At 56.3% G+C, this 19055-nt stretch carries 16 protein-coding genes; 10 read left to right on the plus strand and 6 right to left on the minus strand.

Annotated features, from left to right (window positions below; genetic code table 11):
- Positions 1–38 precede the first annotated feature (38 nt).
- Positions 39–770 (plus strand): endonuclease, encoded by a 732-nt coding sequence (locus ACQKLP_RS07595; RefSeq protein ID WP_427321576.1) that lies wholly within the window; start codon positions 39–41, stop codon positions 768–770.
- On the plus strand, positions 767–1624 hold the full coding sequence (locus ACQKLP_RS07600) for a family 43 glycosylhydrolase (protein ID WP_427321578.1): 858 nt from the start codon (positions 767–769) through the stop codon (positions 1622–1624). Before ACQKLP_RS07595 ends, ACQKLP_RS07600 begins: the two co-directional genes overlap by 4 nt.
- Positions 1625–1692: 68 nt before the next feature.
- Here ACQKLP_RS07600 and ACQKLP_RS07605 read toward each other — a convergent pair whose 3' ends face one another.
- Complete coding sequence (locus ACQKLP_RS07605; RefSeq protein ID WP_427321580.1) at positions 1693–2460, minus strand: MerR family transcriptional regulator; 768 nt, start codon at positions 2458–2460, stop codon at positions 1693–1695.
- A 255-nt stretch (positions 2461–2715) separates the two neighbouring features.
- Between ACQKLP_RS07605 and ACQKLP_RS07610 the strand changes: the two genes are divergently transcribed.
- The 6 genes from ACQKLP_RS07610 (at position 2716) to ACQKLP_RS07635 (ending at position 10621) form a co-directional block, all read left to right on the plus strand.
- Complete coding sequence (locus ACQKLP_RS07610; protein ID WP_427321582.1) at positions 2716–4023, plus strand: SWIM zinc finger family protein; 1308 nt, start codon at positions 2716–2718, stop codon at positions 4021–4023.
- Between the two features lie 3 nt (positions 4024–4026).
- Entirely contained in the window at positions 4027–5523 is a 1497-nt protein-coding gene (locus tag ACQKLP_RS07615) for a DUF5691 domain-containing protein (protein WP_427321584.1), read from the plus strand.
- A 19-nt stretch (positions 5524–5542) separates the two neighbouring features.
- The gene (locus tag ACQKLP_RS07620) at positions 5543–6622 is read left to right on the plus strand and encodes an ATP-binding protein (protein ID WP_427321586.1); all 1080 of its coding nucleotides are present in this window, start codon (positions 5543–5545) and stop codon (positions 6620–6622) included.
- Between the two features lie 11 nt (positions 6623–6633).
- Positions 6634–8859, plus strand: a complete 2226-nt coding sequence (locus ACQKLP_RS07625; protein ID WP_427321588.1) for a DUF5682 family protein — start codon at positions 6634–6636, stop codon at positions 8857–8859.
- Positions 8856–9995, plus strand: coding sequence for a VWA domain-containing protein (locus ACQKLP_RS07630; RefSeq protein ID WP_427321590.1), 1140 nt, complete (start codon positions 8856–8858; stop codon positions 9993–9995). The genes ACQKLP_RS07625 and ACQKLP_RS07630 overlap by 4 nt, the downstream gene beginning before the upstream one ends.
- A 92-nt stretch (positions 9996–10087) precedes the next feature.
- Positions 10088–10621 carry an OmpA family protein gene (locus ACQKLP_RS07635; RefSeq protein ID WP_427321592.1) on the plus strand — a complete coding sequence of 178 codons (534 nt, stop codon included), beginning with the start codon at positions 10088–10090 and terminating at the stop codon, positions 10619–10621.
- Positions 10622–10651: 30 nt separating this feature from the next.
- On the opposite strand, the gene ACQKLP_RS07640 is transcribed toward ACQKLP_RS07635, so the two are convergent.
- Complete coding sequence (locus ACQKLP_RS07640; protein ID WP_427321594.1) at positions 10652–11221, minus strand: pentapeptide repeat-containing protein; 570 nt, start codon at positions 11219–11221, stop codon at positions 10652–10654.
- A gap of 199 nt (positions 11222–11420) precedes the next feature.
- Between ACQKLP_RS07640 and ACQKLP_RS07645 the strand changes: the two genes are divergently transcribed.
- Positions 11421–14534 (plus strand): chondroitinase-B domain-containing protein, encoded by a 3114-nt coding sequence (locus ACQKLP_RS07645; RefSeq protein WP_427321596.1) that lies wholly within the window; start codon positions 11421–11423, stop codon positions 14532–14534.
- Between the two features lie 65 nt (positions 14535–14599).
- On the opposite strand, the gene ACQKLP_RS07650 is transcribed toward ACQKLP_RS07645, so the two are convergent.
- From ACQKLP_RS07650 to ACQKLP_RS07665, 4 genes are all read right to left on the minus strand, one after another.
- Complete coding sequence (locus tag ACQKLP_RS07650) at positions 14600–15469, minus strand: ester cyclase (RefSeq protein WP_427321597.1); 870 nt, start codon at positions 15467–15469, stop codon at positions 14600–14602.
- A 60-nt stretch (positions 15470–15529) separates the two neighbouring features.
- A complete protein-coding gene (locus tag ACQKLP_RS07655; protein ID WP_427321599.1) occupies positions 15530–16303 on the minus strand; it encodes a helix-turn-helix domain-containing protein in 774 nt (257 codons plus the stop codon).
- Between the two features lie 92 nt (positions 16304–16395).
- Positions 16396–17229 (minus strand): sensor histidine kinase, encoded by an 834-nt coding sequence (locus tag ACQKLP_RS07660; protein ID WP_427321601.1) that lies wholly within the window; start codon positions 17227–17229, stop codon positions 16396–16398.
- A gap of 126 nt (positions 17230–17355) precedes the next feature.
- Positions 17356–17994, minus strand: a complete 639-nt coding sequence (locus ACQKLP_RS07665; protein ID WP_427321603.1) for a response regulator — start codon at positions 17992–17994, stop codon at positions 17356–17358.
- 174 nt (positions 17995–18168) lie between these two features.
- On the opposite strand from ACQKLP_RS07665, the gene ACQKLP_RS07670 reads away from it, so the two are divergent.
- Positions 18169–19029 (plus strand): hypothetical protein, encoded by an 861-nt coding sequence (locus ACQKLP_RS07670; RefSeq protein ID WP_427321605.1) that lies wholly within the window; start codon positions 18169–18171, stop codon positions 19027–19029.
- Positions 19030–19055 lie beyond the last annotated feature (26 nt).

The raw sequence follows: 19055 nt of genomic DNA on the forward strand, positions 1-19055 counted from the left end.
CGGGGAAATAATGGTCTGTCATTTGATGAAGGGTATTTATGCCTGAAGGACCTTCCATCGTCATTTTGAAAGAAGCGCTCGCCCCGTTCTCGGGGAAGAAAGTGCTGGCGGTAGCCGGTACGGAGAAATCGTTCGACTTGCAATTGCTGAAAAACAAGACCGCGCATTTCCGGACCTGGGGCAAACATTTCCTCATTTGTTTCCCGAAGTTCACGGTGCGGGTGCATTTCCTGCTGTTCGGATCCTATCTCATCAACGACCGGAAAAAAGCAAAACCCCGCCTGCATCTGCGCTTCCGGAACGGCGAAGTGAACTTTTACGCCGGCTCCGTACAGTTGTTGACATCGCCGCTGGATGAAATATACGACTGGAGCGCCGACCTGTTGAACGATGCCTGGGACCCGCGCCATGCATCCCAAAAACTGAAAGACATGCCCCGCGCCCTTCTCTGCGACGCCCTGCTGGACCAAAACATTTTCGCCGGGGCCGGGAATATCTTCAAGAACGAAGTCCCCTGGCGCATACGCGTTCACCCCGGCAGCAGGGTAGGCGCCCTGCCCGCGCGAAAGCGCAGCGAACTCGTAAAAGCGATGCACGATTTCGCGTTCGATTTCCTCAGCTGGAAAAAAGCCGGCGTGCTGAAACAACACTGGAACGTACACACGAAAACGGAATGCCCCCGGTGCAATATCCCACTGGAAAAATCCTACATGGGCAAAGGAAAACGACGCACCTACTATTGCAACAATTGCCAAAAGAAATACACATGAACCCGATCATCCGCCACAAATTTACCGCAGACCCCACTGTGCTCGAATACGACGGAAAAGTATTCCTGTTTACCGGCCACGACGAGCCACCACACGGCGTCAGCGATTATGTGATGAAAGATTGGCTATGCTTTTCTTCTTCCGACCTCCTCCGCTGGACGGAACACGCCTCCCCATTGAAGGCGACGGATTTCAAATGGGCCTCAGGCGATGCATTTGCATCGAAAGTGGTCCGGTACAACGATGCCTTTTACTGGTTCGTGTCCGTTTCCCACCGCGATATTCCCGGGAAAGCGATCGGCGTGGCAAGGGCCCCTTCGCCGGAAGGGCCTTACACAGATTACCTGCAACAACCGCTCATAACGGGAGATTTGCTCCCACAGTTGCATCACGATAAGGAAAACCTCGATCCCACGGTGCTGACGGACGACGATGGTAAAACCTACATATACTGGGGCAATAAATATTGTCACTTCGCGCAGCTCAACGCATCGCTCACCGCGCTGGAAGGCCCCATTCAAACCATCCGGCTGCCGGAATTCAGCGAGGGCAGCCATCTTTACAAAAGGAACGGCTGGTATTACCTGATGTACGGCGCCGGCCAGCCCGAGAAAGTGGGATACGCCATGAGCAGGCAGATTACGGGGCCGTGGACGTATCGCGGTATCATTTGTGCCCCGGCGTTCAACAGCGACACCAACCGCCCGGCCACGCTGGATTTCGGCGGGCGGTCATATTTCTTTTATCACAATGGCCGGTTGCCGGATGGAGGAAGTCACCGGCGGTCCGTTTGCGTCGACGAGTTAAGGTACCGGGCGGATGGCACGATCGAAGAAGTGATCATGACATCCTGAAACGCTGCCGGCTGTTCGTTCTATAAAAAAAGCCGCAAACGGATGTTTGCGGCTTCCGGATGTAAATATCAGGCGGATTGCTGGGCAATATAATAGTCCATCGCTTCCTTCATGAACTGCGCCAGTTCCATGCTGGGCATACCGTTCACCGGGGTATAGCGGTTGTCTTGCACATACAGTTCGCCGAGTTTACGGAAGTATTCCAGTTTTCCCATTTCGATCTTGCCACCGCTCAGCTTCAGGATGATCGCGAACCGGCGGGCGATGCACTCCTGCACGGGCGCGCTTTTCGGATCTGTGCTCATCAGTTCGGTAAGACGGTCGCTGATGCGGGTGAGCTCGCGCTGGAGGGCTTTCATCTCGTCCTTACCGAATCCGCGCAGCGTTTCTTCGGCGGAAAGGACGGTGTCTTTTCCCCATTTAGCCATGGCCTCGGCCCGGTATGCTTCCATCTTTTCGTTGGGGATGCCATCGTATAAATCTTCTACCTGTAACATAGATTTGTTTTTAAGTGTTACCAATGTTTTGTCGATGGTACCAACCAATGTGTCTATCCTTTCCTTTTTCGCCAAAAGCGCCTTCCGGTGGCCTTCCAACGCCTGTTCGAGGTCGAACGCGGGGTCTTCCAGGATCGCGAGGATGTCTTTAAGCGGAAAGTCGAGCTCCCGGTAGAAAAGGATCTGCTGCAGCCGCAACAATTCCTTTTCACCATACAATCTGTACCTGGCCTCGGTACGGACCGACGGTTCGAGCAAGCCCATCCTGTCGTACAGGTGCAAGGTGCGCACGCTTACGCCTGCAAGTCTGGAGAGCTTTTTTACGGAATATTTGTCCATCGTTTGGATTTATACCTTTCGGGCAAATATAGGGTATGACGTAAGGGGAGAGTCAAGCCCTGCCGCCGGTTTTTTTGAAAAAACTTTTTTCCGATACGCAGATACCTTGCGCAAGGTGGTGGTAATTTTACCACAGAGACCGGGAAAATCCGGTGTAATGAATTCACTATCAGATAATGATCGATGTGGTTTATTTTGACTATTTTCGATCGTACAGATTTGTTTGTTTTAGCCAACTTGTAAATCAAAAATCCCTTGCAACTCACAGAAGAACAAATACTTTCCCTGGCGCCCGACGAGCCTTCCCGCAAATCCGGCAAAGGCCTGGCCAATGCCGCGAAATGGGTCAGTGCCGGCGTGAACGGCATGGCCATGTGGGGCGAATGTCAGGGTAGCGGTGCAAAGCCTTACCAGACGCAGGTCGATCTTTCGAACATCGCCTTCAAATGCAGCTGTCCCAGCCGCAAATTCCCCTGCAAGCATGGGCTGGGCCTGTTGCTGCTGCACGCCCGCCAACAGGGCTTCTTTACCGGACAGGCAGCGCCGGATTGGGTGACGGAATGGCTGGAGAAAAGGACGAAGCGGGAAGAGAAGAAAGCCGAAACGGCGGCCAGGCCGGTAGACGAAGCGGCGCAGGCGAAACGGAAAGAATCGCGGGAACAGCAGGTGGAAGACGGGCTGGAGGAATTGTTACGGTGGATGAAAGACATCGTGCGCAATGGCATCCTTCATATGCCGGAAAAAGCCCCTGCATTTTTTGCGGATATGGCCAAAAGGATGATCGACGCCAAATCTCCGGGGCTCGCCGGGATGGTGCGCCAGCTCGGCTCCATCGGGTTTTTCAGGGAAGACTGGCAGAGCCGCTTTATGGACCAGCTTTGCCGCATGTACCTCGTGGCAACGGGGTTCCGGCACAGGAACGATCTCCCGGAAGGACTGGCGGAAGACGTCCGCACCTGGATCGGGTTCACCCAAAATCAGGAAGAACTGAAATCCCAAAGCGGCGTTACCGATATATGGACCGTCCTCGGCAAACAAACCCTCGAAGAAGACAATCTCCTCGTAGAACGGAACTGGCTTTTCGGGACGCAAACCCAACAATACGCCCTGGTGCTCCAGTTCAGCGTACGCGGCCAGGGGCTTGCGTTTTCGCTGAGCGCGGGCATGCAGGTGCAGGCGGAACTGGTGTTTTTCCCTTCTGCCAGGCCGCTGAGGGCCGTTATCCGGCAACAGCAGTCCACCCGCGCCCAGGCGCCCTATACCGCTTTCGGCGGCTGGATGCAGGTGGCGGAGTCGGTGGCGGCCGTGTGCGAAGGGCTTCCGTTCGACGGCGACCGCCCTTTCATCGTGGAAAAACTGCGGCCCGTGCAATGGAACGGCCAATGGTGGCTTTGCGACGGGCAAAACCGGCTGGCGCGCATCCGCGAAGGGTTCCGCCATTTGTTTACCCTGCTGGCCATCAGCGGCGGCGAACCGCTCGACATGGCGGTGCTGGGCCGCGAGCACGCCTTCGAGCCACTGGGCATTTGGGCACGCGGGCAATATCATCACCTCACAAATTAAGACATGCAATCCTGGGATAACATCGTTCAAACGGCGCAACTCGGCACCGAAAAACGGCAACCCGCCTCACCGCCGGAACCCTCGCTGGCGGAAGCGGTTTCCATCGTGCAGCAACATCCGGACATCGACCGCGAAGAAAAATTCCTGCAGTCGGCCGCGCTGGTTTTCAATTTCCGACAATGCGGCACGCTTCCCGTCTCCTATACGGGCGATGGGCTGGCACCCGCTCCGGCGGAGGAACTGGCGTATTGCAGCCCGGCGGCGCACCAGGCGTTGAAAGATATTTTCATTTTCGAAAGTCCCGGCCTGCTCTCGCTTTGGCTGCAACAGGCGGCGGAAAAGCAAAAGATCGCCCGGCCGGAATTGCTCCCCGTTTTGCTGGACACGGCCCGGCAGCAACGAGCGCTTCGCCCCATGATCGCACCGGTTCTCGGCCGGCGCGGCAAATGGCTCGCGCAGTTCAATCCGGATTGGCAGTTCACGACCGATCTCACCGACGATGAGCTATGGGATACCGGCTCGCCGCAACAGCGCAAACAGGTGCTCCTCCGTACCGCTCCATCCGATCCCGCGAAAGCGCTGCAATGGCTGAAAGATACCTGGGGCAAGGAGAATGCGGCCGCGCGGACGGAACTGCTCAAAGACCTGCCCCCGTCGCTGTTCGAAACGGACCTTCCCTGGCTGGAATCCCTGCTGGGAGATAAGAGCCAGAAGGTGAAAGACGAAGCCATTAAAATCCTGCAGCGGATTCCCGGATCATCGCTGGTGCAGCGGTATTGGGAATTGTTGAAATCCTGTTTCCAGGTAAAGATCGAGAAGAAAATGCTGGGCTTATCATCCCGGAAAATACTCGAATACAAGGAACCCGAATCGTTCGATCCCGAAATTTTCAAACTTGGGATCAACAAAATCAATACAAGCGGAAGCAAAAACGGGATCACGGAAAATACGATGGTCATTTATCAAATGATGCAGTTTATCCCGCCCGAATATTGGGAATCTCACTTCGAAGGATCAGCGGAAGAGGTCTACACACTTTTTTCTAAAGACGATTTCGTGGAAGGATTGCTGCCCGGCATCGGCCTTGCTTTGAGCAAATATCCCAATGAAAAATGGGGTACCATTTTCGCCAAAGACGAGCGAAGGTATTTCGCAGACATCCTGCCCGTTTTAACCGGGAAGGATCGTGATGAATACATGATCCGGAATTTTTCGCATAGCGCCGATCTCATTATCCGTTTTCTGACGGAGCAGCAACAGGAAGAATGGAGCCTGGAAGTAACGCGGGTGTTCATGCAATATGCGGCCAATAATCATTATACCTGCAATCGCGGTTTCTTCAACAAGCACATCCACCTGTTGCCCATCCGCATCGGCGCGGAGCTCGACAAATTTTCTGCCGGCGACGAATACAGTAAAAAAGGCTGGACGGAAATAGCAGGATATGTGCTCCAGTTACTGTCCATCAAAAGTCAAACCTTACAAGCATTTCAACAATAAACCCTTAACAACAACAAATATGTCAGCCATCTTACGCAGCCATGCAGAACAACTCTTCGCGCACGAACTGGAGGAGCTGCAGAAACAGGACAGCGGCAAGCGCCCCGCCAACTGGAAGTTAACCCCGCAAGCTGTTGTCACTTACCTGGTAGGCGGCACACTGAAAAACGGCATGGAGGTCACGCCCAAATACATCGGCAACAGGCGCCTCATGGAAATTGCCGTGGCCACGCTCACCACAGACCGTGCCCTGCTGCTCTACGGCCTCCCCGGCACCGCGAAAAGCTGGGTGAGCGAACATCTCGCCGCTGCCATCAGCGGAGACAGCACCCTGATCATCCAGGGAACGGCCGGCACCAGCGAAGAAGCGATCCGTTATGGCTGGAACTATGCGCGGCTGCTGTCTGAAGGCCCGTCGGAACGGGCGCTCGTCGAAACGCCGGTCATGCGTGGCATGAAAGACGGGAAGATCGTCCGCATCGAAGAGCTCACGCGCATCGGCGCCGATGTCCAGGATACGCTCATCACCATCCTTTCCGAAAAAACCTTACCGGTTCCCGAACTTAACAGCGAAGTGCAGGCGGTGAAAGGGTTCAACGTGATCGCTACGGCCAATAACCGCGACAAAGGCGTGAACGATTTGTCCAGCGCCCTGAAGCGCCGTTTCAACACCGTGATCCTGCCCGTTCCCGATAGTATGGACGAAGAGATCGATATCGTGAAGCGCCGGGTGGAAAGTTTCGAAAAAGTAATGGAACTGCCCGCTGAAAAGCCCGCCCTCGAAGAGATCCGGCGCATCGTCACCATCTTCCGCGAGCTCCGCTCCGGCGTTACGCTCGACGGGAAAACGAAGATCAAAGTGCCGTCGGGCACGCTCAGCACGGCCGAAGCCATTTCTGTGGTGAACAACGGTTTGTCGATGGCGGGATATTTCGGCGACGGGCACCTCAAAGCCGCCGACCTCGCCGCGGGCATCCTGGGCGCGGTGATCAAGGACCCGGTGCAGGACAAGATCGTATGGCAGGAGTACCTCGAAACGGTCGTGAAACCCCGCGAGAACTGGAAGGATATTTACAGGGCTTGCAGAGACCTGGTGTAAAAAAAGCGTTTATGTCGATACATGTTTTAGGCATACGCCACCACGGCCCTGGCTCTGCCGCCAATGTGAAAAGTTTCCTGGAACGGCTGCAGCCAGACATCGTGCTGGTGGAAGGTCCGCCGGAAGCCGATGCGCTCCTGCAATGGGCAGACCATGAAGCGCTGCGCCCGCCCGTAGCGATCCTCGCTTTCCAGGCAGACGATATCCGGAAATCGGTGTTCTATCCATTCGCCACGTTTTCACCGGAATGGCAGGCCATTCAATACGCGAAGCGCCACCATATTCCCGTCCGGTTCATGGACCTGCCGCTGGTGCATGCTTTTGTAGAAGATCAGCAAGAGGAAAACAGCGTGGAGGCGGAAAATGCGGTGGCGGAAGGAACGGGAACGTTGGAAAGAAAACCGCATCCCATGGAGGAAATGGCCATGGCGGCGGGTTATGACAGCAGCGACAAATGGTGGGAGCATACCTTCGAGCACCGGCGGATGAACGACCAGGTGTTCGATGCCATCGGCGAGGCCATGCAGGCGATGCGGGAATCGCAGCCTTCCCGCGGCGACCGCGAAGAGCAGCTGCGGGAAGCGTATATGCGCAAGATCATCCGCCAGGCGGAAAAGGAAATGTACACCTCGATCGCCGTGATCTGCGGCGCCTGGCACGCACCGGCGTTGCGGGAAATGCCGCCGGCGAAAGAAGACAACGAATTGCTGAAAAGCTTGCCGAAAGTGAAAGTGGAATGTACCTGGGCCCCCTGGAGCTACAACCGGCTCAGTTACCGGAGCGGCTACGGCGCGGGGATCCAATCTCCCGGGTGGTACGAACATATCTGGGAGCATCCCGGCGACGACGGCTCGCGCTGGATGACCAACGTGGCCCGGCTTTTCCGGGAAAATAACATGGACACTTCCGTGGCCCACGTCATCGAAGCCGTTCGCCTGGCCGAATCGCTCTCGGCGCTGAGAGGCTTGCCCAAAGCGGGGCTCGAGGAACTGAACGAAGCCACCGTTAGCGTACTTTGCACCGGCGAAAACATCATGATGCAACTCATCAGCGAGCAGCTGATCGTCAGCAACAAAATGGGGCAGGTGCCTTCCGAAGTGCCGAAGCCGCCGCTGCAGGTCGATATAGAGAAATACCAAAAGAAGCTCCGCATCCCCGTTACGCCCGATCCCAAAGACCTGCTGCTAGATCTGCGCAAGGAAGGCGACCTCGAACGGAGCGTGTTCCTGCACCGCTTACAGCTCCTGGGGCTCACCTGGGCGCAAAAAACGGAAGTAGGCGGGAAGGGGACGTTCAAGGAACAATGGCGCCTGCAGTGGGACCCCGCGTTCACCATCGAGATCATCGAAAAAGGGATCTGGGGCAACACAGCCGCCGAAGCCGCGGCCAGGTTCGTGACCAGTGAAGCGCACAAATCGGGCAGTTTGCGGACGGTGGCAGGACTGCTGTCAGACACCCTGCCCGCAGAATTGCCGGAAGCGGTGGAAGCGTTGATCGGCATGCTGGGCAACCTGTCTGCCGCCAGCAGCGACGTGATGCAGCTAATGGAAGCGATCCCTTCGCTGGTGAGCGTCAGCCGCTACGGGAACGTCCGGAAAACCGACGCGGCGCTGGTGACGGGCATCGTAACGGGCATGATCACACGGATCTGCATCAGTCTGCCCAACGCCTGTAACGCCATTTCCGGCGACGCCGCGCAAACTTTACTGGAATTGTTGTACCGGATGAACGATTCGGTGAACCTGTTGCAGCAGGAAAACGCCACGGCAGAATGGCAACAATCGCTCAAAACCGTTTCCGAAGGCCGGCAAACCGCGCCCGTCATCGGCGGCTACAGCACCCGCCTGCTGGCCGATCACCAATTGCTGACGGGAGACGCGTTGGTGAAGGTGTTCAATTTCGCCATGTCAAAAGCCTCGGCGCCTGCCACGGCGGCCGCCTGGCTGGAGGGTTTCCTCAAAGGCAGCGGCACCCTGTTGCTGCTGGACGCGAACCTCTGGAACGTCGTCAACAGCTGGGTAGCCACGCTCGGGGAAAGCGATTTCACGGAAGTGCTGCCGCTGCTGCGGAGAACGTTCGCGCATTTCACGCAACCCGAACGGGGGAAATTGGGCGAAAAGGTGAAACAGGGCGGAGGCGCCGCCACCGTGCTGCCATCGGAAACAACGAACGAATTTGATTTTGACCGCGGGGCGAAAGGGCTCCCGGTAGTCATGAAATTACTCGGATACAAATGAACAACGAATTCAATCTCCGCAAATGGCGCATGATTCTCGGTGGAGGCCAAAACGACGGCACCGGCGTTGAGCTGGGCGGCAACGAGCTGCGGATGGACCGTACGCTGGAAGCGCTGTACGACAGTGAAAGAAGCGGCGGCCTGGGGCCTTCGTCGCCCAACGTAAGCCGCTGGCTGGGCGATATCCGTACCTTTTTCCCGAACACGGTGGTGCAGGTGATGCAGCAAGACGCGCTCAAGCGCCTCAACCTCACCCAGATGCTGTTCGAAAAGGAAATGCTGGAAAACGTAACGCCGGATGTGCACCTCGTGGCCACGCTCATGACTCTCAGCCGCGTGATCCCCGACAAAACGAAAGACACCGCCCGCCAGGTGGTCAGGAAAGTGGTGGACGAACTGATGCGGAAACTGCAGCAGCCCATGCAGCAGGCCGTTTCGGGCAGCGTCAACCGCAGCATGCGGAACTACCGGCCGCGGCACAACGAAATCAACTGGGACATCACCATCCGCAAAAACCTCCGGCACTACCAACCCGAATTCAAAACCATTATCCCCGAAGTGAAAGTGGGTTACGGCCGCAAAAGAACGGCGCTTAAAGACGTGGTGCTCTGCATCGACCAAAGCGGCTCCATGGGCACATCCGTCGTGTATTCCGGGATATTCGGCTCCGTAATGGCGTCTATTCCCGCCATCAGAACGAAGATGGTCGTGTTCGACACCGCCGTCGCGGACCTTACCGAAGCGCTGACAGACCCCGTGGAACTGCTTTTTGGGGTACAACTGGGCGGTGGTACCGACATCAATGCCGCGCTCACCTATTGCCGCCAGATCATCACCCGCCCGATGGATACCGTGCTGGTGCTCATCACCGACCTGTATGAAGGCGGGAACGAAGCCGAAATGCGCAAACGCGCTGCCGAGCTCACCGCCGCCGGTGTGCAGGTAGTGGTGTTGCTGGCGCTCAATGATGAAGGCGCCCCATCCTACGACCACGACAACGCACAATATTTTTCCAGCCGCGGCATTCCCGTGTTCGCCTGCACGCCCGACAAATTCCCCGATCTCATGGCCGCCTCCCTCAGCCGGCAGGATATCGGCGGATGGGCCGCGAAGGAAGACCTGGCATTGAAAAGGTAACTTATGTAATTACCTCGTCATATGGTTGTTTATTGTCATAACTGATTGATTATTGGGGATTTACATAAATTTGTCCCCAAAATCGCAAGCATATGACCTTACCTGCAGTTAATCTCAGAAGCCTCCTGTTCTTCGTAGCGGCGGCACTGTTAACCTCCTGTGCGGCGTCCAAGAAAGGGACTTCCCATGCTTATATGACCAAGCAGTACAAGGAGCTGAAGAAAGTATTGAACGAAGCGGATGTTTCCATCCTGAACGACAGCCTGAAAGTCATCTTCCCCAACAACGTGATGTTCGCCACCAACTCCGACCAGTTGAAAGACGAAATCAAGCCCACCTTCGGCCGGTTTGCGGAAGTACTGAACAAGTTCGACAAAACGAAAATCCTGGTGACAGGGTATACCGACAATACCGGCACCGACCAGATCAATAACGAGCTGTCCGAAAAACGGGCCGTGAGCGGAAAAAACCAGCTCACTTCCAGCGGGGTTGCGGGTGACAGGCTCTTCACCTGGGGCCTGGGATCGCGCCACCCCATCGCAACGAACGATTCGGAAGACGGGCGGTCTAAAAACAGGCGGATCGAATTCGTGATCCTTTACGACGTCAAACCTGAAAGCAAATAATTGAAAAAGCAGTCCCGCGGGACTGCTTTTTTATGAGATCTGAATATCGTATTTCCCCAACAACCCCAATACGCCGGGCAACGAGAACTTCGCTTTTTTGATATTGTTCCGCTCCGGGTCGATGAGGTAATGCTCTGCCGTGCGGAAGTCTGCCTGCTCCAATACCGTATTGCTGAAAACCGCGTTCAGCAGGTCGCAATGCGGGAATGCGGACCCCGTGAGATCGGTGTTCGTAAAATCCGTTTCGCGCAGCTGGCAATGGGCGAACGTCGTTTTTTTGATTTTCAGGCCGAAGAAGGATGAACTGGTAAGCGTGCACCGCTCGAAAGTAAATGACAGGTTAAAGGAATTGCATTCGTCGAACCGGAGGCCGAGGAGTTTGCAGTCCTGGAACTTCACGCCACGCAGCGCCGTCCCCTTGATTTGCGCCAGGGTAAGGTTGCAGCCGGAAAAGGTGCAGTCGATGAATATGACGTTGACGAGCGGGCTTTCTGAAAAATCGCAGTTCCGGAAAGTACATGCCTCGTATTCGCCGGGCCGGAGTGGCTGCGCGCGATAATCCTGCCGCTCGAAAGCCTGATCGTAAAATTCGGTTTCCATATCCCTGAAAATTAATCATTTCCACCAGATCTTGCCGCCGGATTCGCTGAACTGCGCTTTTCGGCGGACAAACCCTCCCGACGATAACATCAATTCTCTGCCATTCCTTGTGAAAAAACTATCATTCCACCTCCAATAATTACTGTTATTTAGAATTGCAAACGATTGCATTGATTCACGTTATTGAAAACATCCACTTATGAAAAGAATTTTACCCCTCGTCGTCCTGTTTTTATGGGCGCACACGGCATTGCACGCTGCCATCATCCGCGTCACCTCTATTTCCGCCTTACAGTCCGCCATCAATGCCGCCGTTCCCGGCGACGTGATCGTGCTGGCTAACGGTGTATACACCACAACCGGTACGATTACCGTCAACCGCCAGGGTACGGCGGCGCAGCCCATCATCATCGCGGCAGAAACCATAGGTGGTGTGGAGATCAACGGTGCTGGCGGGTTCCAGGTATTGAGCCCGGCCCGTTACATTACCATCACCGGGTTTATATTCCGCCATGCGGCGGGAAAATCGTCCACCGCACAAGGGACCGGCTTCGTCCGCCTCATGCACAACGTATACGAGACGCCCGGCGAAGGCGACAACCTGAACATCCAGGGGAACGATCATGAGCTCTCGTACTGCACGTTCCGCAACAAGCGCGGCCTGGGCCAGTACGTTTCGATCCACGGTTCGGGCAACGGCGGCAGCCAGGTGGCGCAAAGGATCTGGGTGCATCACAACTTTTTCTACAAGCAGTATCCCGGCGGCGGAAACGGCTCCGAAACGATCCAGTTCGGATTGAGCGGCTACAGTCTTTCTTCGAGCCACAGCGTGGTGGAGTACAATCTTTTCGAAGAATGCGACGGGGAGAACGAGGGTATTTCGGTGAAGGCGTCGCACGTAACGCTGCGCTACAATACGATCCGCAACAATCCCGCGCAGTTTACGCTTCGGCACGGGAATTTCTGCCAGGTGTACGGCAACTATTTCATCAAGACGCCGGGCATCCGCATTTTCGGGGACGATCACACCATCCATTCCAATTATTTCGACAGTTGCAGCATCGCCATCAATATCGGCAACGGCAGCGCGGAAGTGTCGGAAGGCGGCGCGCTCACCTCGCACGACCGGCCAGACCGGGTATTGATCGCATTCAACACGCTCAACGGCAACGCGCAGAACATCCGCCAGGCCGCGCGCACCAATGGTTTGGGATCCACTTACATCACCGGCGCCTATAACATCATTCAGAACAGTACGTACGACGCGTTACAGATCGCCGGCCCCAGTACGGGCTCGGTTTGGCTGGGGAACATCCTGCATAATGTGCCGGCCGGCATTTTTCCGGATACGTCGTATACCGTTGAGAATCCGCTGTTGGAGCGGGATGCGAATGGCATTTGGCACCTGGTGCAGAACAGTCCTGCCATCGGGAAAGGCGGCGCCGGATATCCGCTGGTGACGGTCGATCTGGACGGTCAGCCCCGCACATCGCCCATGGACGCGGGTGCCGATCAGTTTTCCATCGCACCGGTAAAAGCCATTCCGCTGGATAGCACCATGGTCGGCTATCTTGCGGGCGGCGACGGGCCCCGCGCCAGTATTTCCGCTCCTGCGAACGGCGCGCTGATCAAAGCCGGCGATACTGTTTCCATTCAGGCGACCGCCATCTCATTTTCCGATACGATCGCAAGGGTTGAATTTTATGTGGATGGGGTAAAGGCAGGGGAGGATGCATCGGCCCCTTATGCTTTCGCCTGGACGGCAGTTTACGGCCAGCACAGCATCGCGGTGAAGGCATTCGACATGAAAGGCCGTGAGTCCGCCGTTGCGTCATCCACTGTGACCGTAAACCCGCGCGGCACCGATGTTTCACTGACTTCGCCGGCGGCAGGAACGGTTTTCGTTTCGCCGGTATACATTCAGTTGGCGGCTGCGGCTTCCGACAGCCTGGGCGGCATTGTGGCGGTGTCGTTCTACGCAGATACGGCGCTGATCGGGACAGACAGCACGGCGCCCTACGCCCTGCGCTGGTACGGCCCGGCTGCGGGCAATTATTCCCTGACGGCCAAAGCCCTCAATGCATCGGGCCAAACGGCCATCTCCGGCGCAACCGCCATCAAGGTCAGGATCGGCAATATCGACATTACCGACAACGGCGGAACGATCTCCGGCCAATACCCGAACCCTTCCAAGCCCTCGGAAGATCTGCCTTCGCTCATCGACAACAACCCCGGCACCAAGTACTTCCGTAGCGGCCGCACGGCGCTCTGGGTCCAATATAAATCGACGGAACCCGCCATCGTCGTACGTTACACGATCACCTCCGGGAACGACCGTCCCGCCCGCGATCCCCGCGACTGGGCGCTCCTCGGCTCCGTCGATTCCCTCAGCTGGGATACGCTCGACGTGCGTGCGGGCGAAACGTTCTCCGGCCGCGGACAGCTGCGCTCCTTCGATGTTCCGGGAAATACGAAAGCATATGTATACTATCGTTTTGATATGACGGCAAATAACGGTGAAGGCAACACGCAGTTTGCGGAATGGGAGCTGTTCGAACGGCGGAAGCAGTCCATCGTTTTCGACAGTATCGGCGAGCGCCGGTACGGAACTGCGCCGTTGCAGCTGGTGGCCGAATCTACGGTCGGGCTGCCGGTCACTTTCTCGCTGGTGGAAGGGCCCGCGGTGCTGGAGGGCTCGCAGCTTACATTCACGGGGCCTGGAACGGTGACGGTGAGAGCCTCCGCAGCCGGGACCGATAACTACTTCCCGGCAGACACGGTGCAGACGTTTACCGTTCTCAAAGGCATACAAACCCTCCAGTTCCCGCCGGTTGCGCCCCGCCTGAAATTTGAGACGGTACAATTGCAGGCCTCCAGCTCCATCGGAATGCCGGTGCGTTTTGCGCTGGTCGATGGCGGTGGCATCCTGAACGGAAATTCGCTGAAACTTACGACCACGGGAATCGTGACGGTCCGCGCGTTGGCAGACAGTACCGCGCTGTATGAAGCCGCGTCGGCGGAACAGGGGATTCTCGTATTGGGGATCGGGTTGATCGCAGACCCCATCGGCATCACGATCTTTCCCAACCCCACACACGGCCCCATCACCGTGAAACTGGACAACAAAAAGAACCGGGGATACGTGTTCCAGGTCATCGACCGGATGGGCAACCAGGTGGCCAGAACGGTGATCCCCCAGGGCCAGGGCGCCACGCAGGTGCAGCTCGACCTTTCTTCACAGATCGATGGTATTTATTTCCTGCATGTGTCTGATGGTATCGTGAAAACCGTTCGCACGATCATGAAATATTGATGTAAGGATCGATTGAATGCAGTAAAGGCGGCTCTTTCGGGCCGCCTTTACTGTTTTTGCAGGGGTTATCTTTCGGTGTTCTCCATCGGTTCGAAAACGCCTCTTTCCATCCTGATCCCCATGTTTTGCATGAAGGCGGCCGGATCGAAACCTTCTTGCCGATAAGATTGCTGAACGGCGGTTTTAGCGGCCTGCAGCGCTTCTGCGTTCTTCCATCGCGCAGTGGTGATGCAGATGAAGTCCCCATTTGCGGCCGTGTGGCCGAGCAGTTCATCTTCCAGGAATCCCGGCAGGGTTTTGATGAAATCCCGGTTGATGCGGACGCGCTCCAGGAACGCCTTTTTCGCTGCCGCGGGCACGGTAAAATGGTCGACGAAGCGCACTTCCCCCGGCTGGTTTTTCGCCCGGATCTGCGATTCATCGGCGGGCAATTGCCGGAGCTGCTGCAGGAATCCTAACCGGTCGTTGAATAAAAAACCATTTACAATCTTTTCATCTTTGAGCGTAAAAATGGCGATGGCATTGTGGGTGATGTGGAGACCGGTGGCGGAGATATCCTGAAAATCGCCGGCATGCGTTCCTTTCCATTGCCATTTCACCATCACTTTATCATCTTCCGCGATGAATTCCAGCAGTTGCCACCGGATGTCGGGAAAGGAACGGATAAGCCCTGTGATGGAGGCTTCGAAGGCTGCCGGGCCTTTCAGGCCGGAGGGGCCGGTATATTCGTCTGCCACATATTTCGGCATGTCGGTGAAATGCCGCTCGTTGATCACCTGCTCAAAGAGCTGGCGTACCGCCTGCTTGTTGCGCTGTGCGGTACTGGTATCGGTTTGTTCGATGGCAGGGGAGAGGAAATGTTGTACGGGAGCGGATTCCGGGCTGAGGGAAGCTGAAAGGGCCAGGCTGGCTGCAGAAAGTATGGTAGTCATCATCTTGGATTTTTTACAAAATTACTTGCAGTGCTGCGGGTGAAATTGTAAAAAATCATTGATTTACCATCCGCGGGCGACGCTGAAATACGCTTTCGGGGTTTGACCGGTGAACTGTCTGAAATCGCGTATAAAGTGCGACTGATCGAAGTACCCCGCTTCATAGGCGGCCTGTGTGAGCGATTCGGTGTCGTGGTAACGCCCGACGAGGGCATTCAGCCGCACGAGCGCCGCGTATTGCTTGGGCGTAGCGCCGATCCGGGCGCGGAACCGTTTTTCCAGCGGGTCTTGACTGATGTGCAGGGCTTCTGCCAGCGATTTGATGCGCAGGTTGCCGTTTTGCCGTTTGATAAGGGAAGCGGCTTCCAGTACCAATCCGTCTTGCGGGATCTGGGTCAGCCGGCGGAGGAGGAACGCTTCCAGCAGAAAAAGCCGCTGCGGTTGCCCGGGCGCTTCGGCCAGCTGTTCCAGCAATGTATTTATTTCGGCGGAAGGGAAAATATCGTGCGTATCCACGCTCAACCCGAACAGCTCGTGCGCAGGCAGCCGGGTAAATGCATGGATGGCGCCTTCGCGGCAAACGGCCAGGAGGTTGGATGTTCCTTTTTCGTACCGGAATCCCCGCGCGTTCTTCCGCAATCCGCTGATAACGGATCCGGGCAACACTTCGGATGAACCCTCCGATTCCTGCACGATCCGGCCGCCGAACCGGAACGAAAGCACCAGCGATGTGCCGGGGATCGTTTGGTTGAGGATGTCCGCGTCGCTTTCGATCAGGATGTACTCGCTGATGAAAGGCGCAAGCGGGGCCGAGGGTTGGAATTTCCGGATGGTCATGCCCTAAAAGTACGGAATCCGGGCGGTTAAAACAGCGCGACCGTACGGAGCATGGCCGTACGGTCGCCGGAAGCATGATGTCCGAATAACTGTCAGGGTTGAATGGGGATATCAAACATGAACTGGAGACCGCCGCCGGAATTGCGTTCTACCTGCAGCGGGGTGTTATAGAGTTTCTCCAGCCTTAGGGCGGTGTTGCGGAGCCCTACGCCGGAGCCGAGCATGATTTGATCGAGGGGGCCGCAGAAGCCGGCGCCGGTGTCGCTGACGGTGCAGCGCAGTTTGTTCTTATGCCGGGTACAGCGGATGGTGATGGCGCCGCCGTCGATACAGGGGCCGATCCCATGTTTTACGGCGTTTTCTACCAGCGGTTGCAGTAACATCGGGGGGATGCGCATGCTTTGCACCGATGCCGCCGCGTCTATTTCAACATGGAGACGGGAGGAGAAGCGGTGTTGTTCGATCCGGAGGTAGTCGCGGAGGAAGGAAAGCTCCTGGCCCAGGGGCACCAGGTCTGTCCGGGTGGAGTTCAGCGCATACCGGAACGTATCGGCCAGTTGCGCGATGAGCTCCCTGGCGGCTTCCTGTTCGGCAGGAAGGCTGGCGTTCACCCGGTTAAGTGCGTTGAAGAGAAAATGCGGCTGGATCTGTGCTTTCAGGGCCTGTAATTCCGCCTGCAAAGCCTGTTCCTGCAATAACCGGACTTCCGCTTCCCGGTCGGGAATCCCGGCAACGGCCCGTTTTTCACCCGGCATGCGGAGCAGCAGGACGGTGATGGCCACGGCCGCCAGTGCGAGCATGGCTGCCAGTCCGCCGGATGCGCCGCTTTGGTGCATGTTGAAAGCCAGCAACAGCAGCGAAGCCGCCAGCAGTCCGGCGATCATGGTTTGTAAGAGAAGGGGGGCTTTCTTTTCTACAAGCAACATGGTCATGAAGTTTCCTCAAAACTACCTGACAACGCAAACGGATTTTTCCGATGTATTACTCGTATTTGAAACTGAGTAATTTTACTTACCCGGATAGAGGAGCAGGACGGGTAACGGGAAAGTGTATTAGCTGGCGAGCCCCAGTTCCATGGCTTTTCTTACCAGGGCGGCGGTATTTTTCACGTCCAGCTTTTGCATGAGGTTGTAGCGATGGTTTTCTATGGTGCGCACGCTGAGCGACAGCTTGTCGGCGATGTCCTGGTTACTGCTTCCCTGGGCGATGAAACCCAGTATTTCCTTTTCGCGCCGCGTAAGGGAAGGTGCGTAGCGGCTTGGTTTCCGCTGGATGATCTGCTGGAACATCTGGTCTTTCAATTCCCCGTGCACATACTGATCGCCCGCATGCACGGCATCGATCGCTTCGCGGATCTCGCGGCTGCCGGCCGTTTTGAGCAGGTAGCCCGCCGCACCGTTCTGGAATGCGGTACGGATGGTATGCTTGTCTTCCACGTTCGTGAAAATGATGACCCGCGTATGGGGATAATCGGCCGAAACCCGCCGGCACAGCGCCAAGCCGTCTTGCCCCGGCAACTGGATGTCGAGGAAAAGGATGTTGGGCGCTCCAGATTGCAAACCGTCCAGCAACTGGTCGCCGTTTTGCCAGGCGCCAGACACGGTAACGTCCGGGAAACCTTGCAAAATCATTTGTAAACCATTGAGAATGGCGGGGTGATCGTCTACCAGTGCGATAGTAATGCGGTCCATGCGAATCGATTAGATATGTAATATTAATGGTTTCCCGGGAGATATGAAAGAATTCCCGCTTACGGCTGTTCTGGCATCAAATATGCATTACCATCCTATATGTTAAACCTGTTGTAACGCGTAAACCCGGACGCATTTACAACGTCTAATTAACAAGAACTAAAACCAGCATGTATGAAACGGATTTTTCTCATCCTGGCTGTGATGACCGCTTTTACGGCCTCTACCCCGTCTCCCGCCTCGGCACAGGTGAACGTGAGTATCAACCTTGGTATTCAGCCCGCCTGGGGCCCCGTGGGTTACGACTACGCGGAGTATTATTACCTTCCTGATATCGACATTTACTATTACATCCCGACGCAGACGTACATCTACTTCGACTTCGGCCGATGGGTCCACACCCGCTATCTGCCGGCCCGTTACGGATATTACGACTTCTACCGGGGTTACAAGGTGGTGATCAACCAGCGCGATCCCTGGAGATTCCATAACCGTTACCGCAGGGAGTATTCACATTACCGGAACAACTATTCGCAGATCGTTTGGCGGGACCGCCCCGGCGACCGACGCGAATGGAACGACCGCTGGAGAAACCACCCGGAAGAACGCCGCGAATGGAACAGCCGCCCCGTTCAGCGCCGGGTAGATAATGACAATCGCCGCGAATGGACGCGCGACAATGACCGGAACAACGACCGCGACGATAACCGCCGCGAATGGAACCAGAACAACAATAACCGTCCTGCAGAGCGCCGCGAATGGAATCAGAACAACAACCGTCCCGCAGAACGCCGGGAATGGAATCAGAACAACAATAACAACCGTCCTGCAGAACGCCGCGAATGGAATCAGAACAACAACCGCCCGGAACGCCAGGTGACGCCGAACCGCCCCGCCGAACAACGCCGGGAAGTAACGCCGAACCGCCCTGCAGAGCGCCAATGGAACAATAACAACGGAAACCGTGGAAACGACCGCAGAGCAGAGCCTGGCAGCCGTGGACACGAGAACAGCCGTGGCCGCGAACGCGGTTAATGATATCAGGGGTAATCAGGAATTAA

This window comes from Chitinophaga sp. NPDC101104, assembly GCF_050277495.1.
Lineage (GTDB): Bacteria > Bacteroidota > Bacteroidia > Chitinophagales > Chitinophagaceae > Chitinophaga.

Bases quoted from the DNA above. Each gene is read 5' to 3' on its own strand.
- ACQKLP_RS07625 (WP_427321588.1), top strand. From the start codon at position 6,634: ATGTCGATACATGTTTTAGGCATACGCCACCACGGCCCTGGCTCTGCC.
- ACQKLP_RS07635 (WP_427321592.1), top strand. From the start codon at position 10,088: ATGACCTTACCTGCAGTTAATCTCAGAAGCCTCCTGTTCTTCGTAGCG.
- ACQKLP_RS07650 (WP_427321597.1), bottom strand. From the start codon at position 15,469: ATGATGACTACCATACTTTCTGCAGCCAGCCTGGCCCTTTCAGCTTCC.
- ACQKLP_RS07620 (WP_427321586.1), top strand. From the start codon at position 5,543: ATGTCAGCCATCTTACGCAGCCATGCAGAACAACTCTTCGCGCACGAA.
- ACQKLP_RS07670 (WP_427321605.1), top strand. From the start codon at position 18,169: ATGAAACGGATTTTTCTCATCCTGGCTGTGATGACCGCTTTTACGGCC.
- ACQKLP_RS07595 (WP_427321576.1), top strand. From the start codon at position 39: ATGCCTGAAGGACCTTCCATCGTCATTTTGAAAGAAGCGCTCGCCCCG.
- ACQKLP_RS07645 (WP_427321596.1), top strand. From the start codon at position 11,421: ATGAAAAGAATTTTACCCCTCGTCGTCCTGTTTTTATGGGCGCACACG.
- ACQKLP_RS07640 (WP_427321594.1), bottom strand. From the start codon at position 11,221: ATGGAAACCGAATTTTACGATCAGGCTTTCGAGCGGCAGGATTATCGC.
- ACQKLP_RS07665 (WP_427321603.1), bottom strand. From the start codon at position 17,994: ATGGACCGCATTACTATCGCACTGGTAGACGATCACCCCGCCATTCTC.
- ACQKLP_RS07605 (WP_427321580.1), bottom strand. From the start codon at position 2,460: ATGGACAAATATTCCGTAAAAAAGCTCTCCAGACTTGCAGGCGTAAGC.
- ACQKLP_RS07615 (WP_427321584.1), top strand. From the start codon at position 4,027: ATGCAATCCTGGGATAACATCGTTCAAACGGCGCAACTCGGCACCGAA.
- ACQKLP_RS07600 (WP_427321578.1), top strand. From the start codon at position 767: ATGAACCCGATCATCCGCCACAAATTTACCGCAGACCCCACTGTGCTC.
- ACQKLP_RS07660 (WP_427321601.1), bottom strand. From the start codon at position 17,229: ATGTTGCTTGTAGAAAAGAAAGCCCCCCTTCTCTTACAAACCATGATC.
- ACQKLP_RS07630 (WP_427321590.1), top strand. From the start codon at position 8,856: ATGAACAACGAATTCAATCTCCGCAAATGGCGCATGATTCTCGGTGGA.
- ACQKLP_RS07655 (WP_427321599.1), bottom strand. From the start codon at position 16,303: ATGACCATCCGGAAATTCCAACCCTCGGCCCCGCTTGCGCCTTTCATC.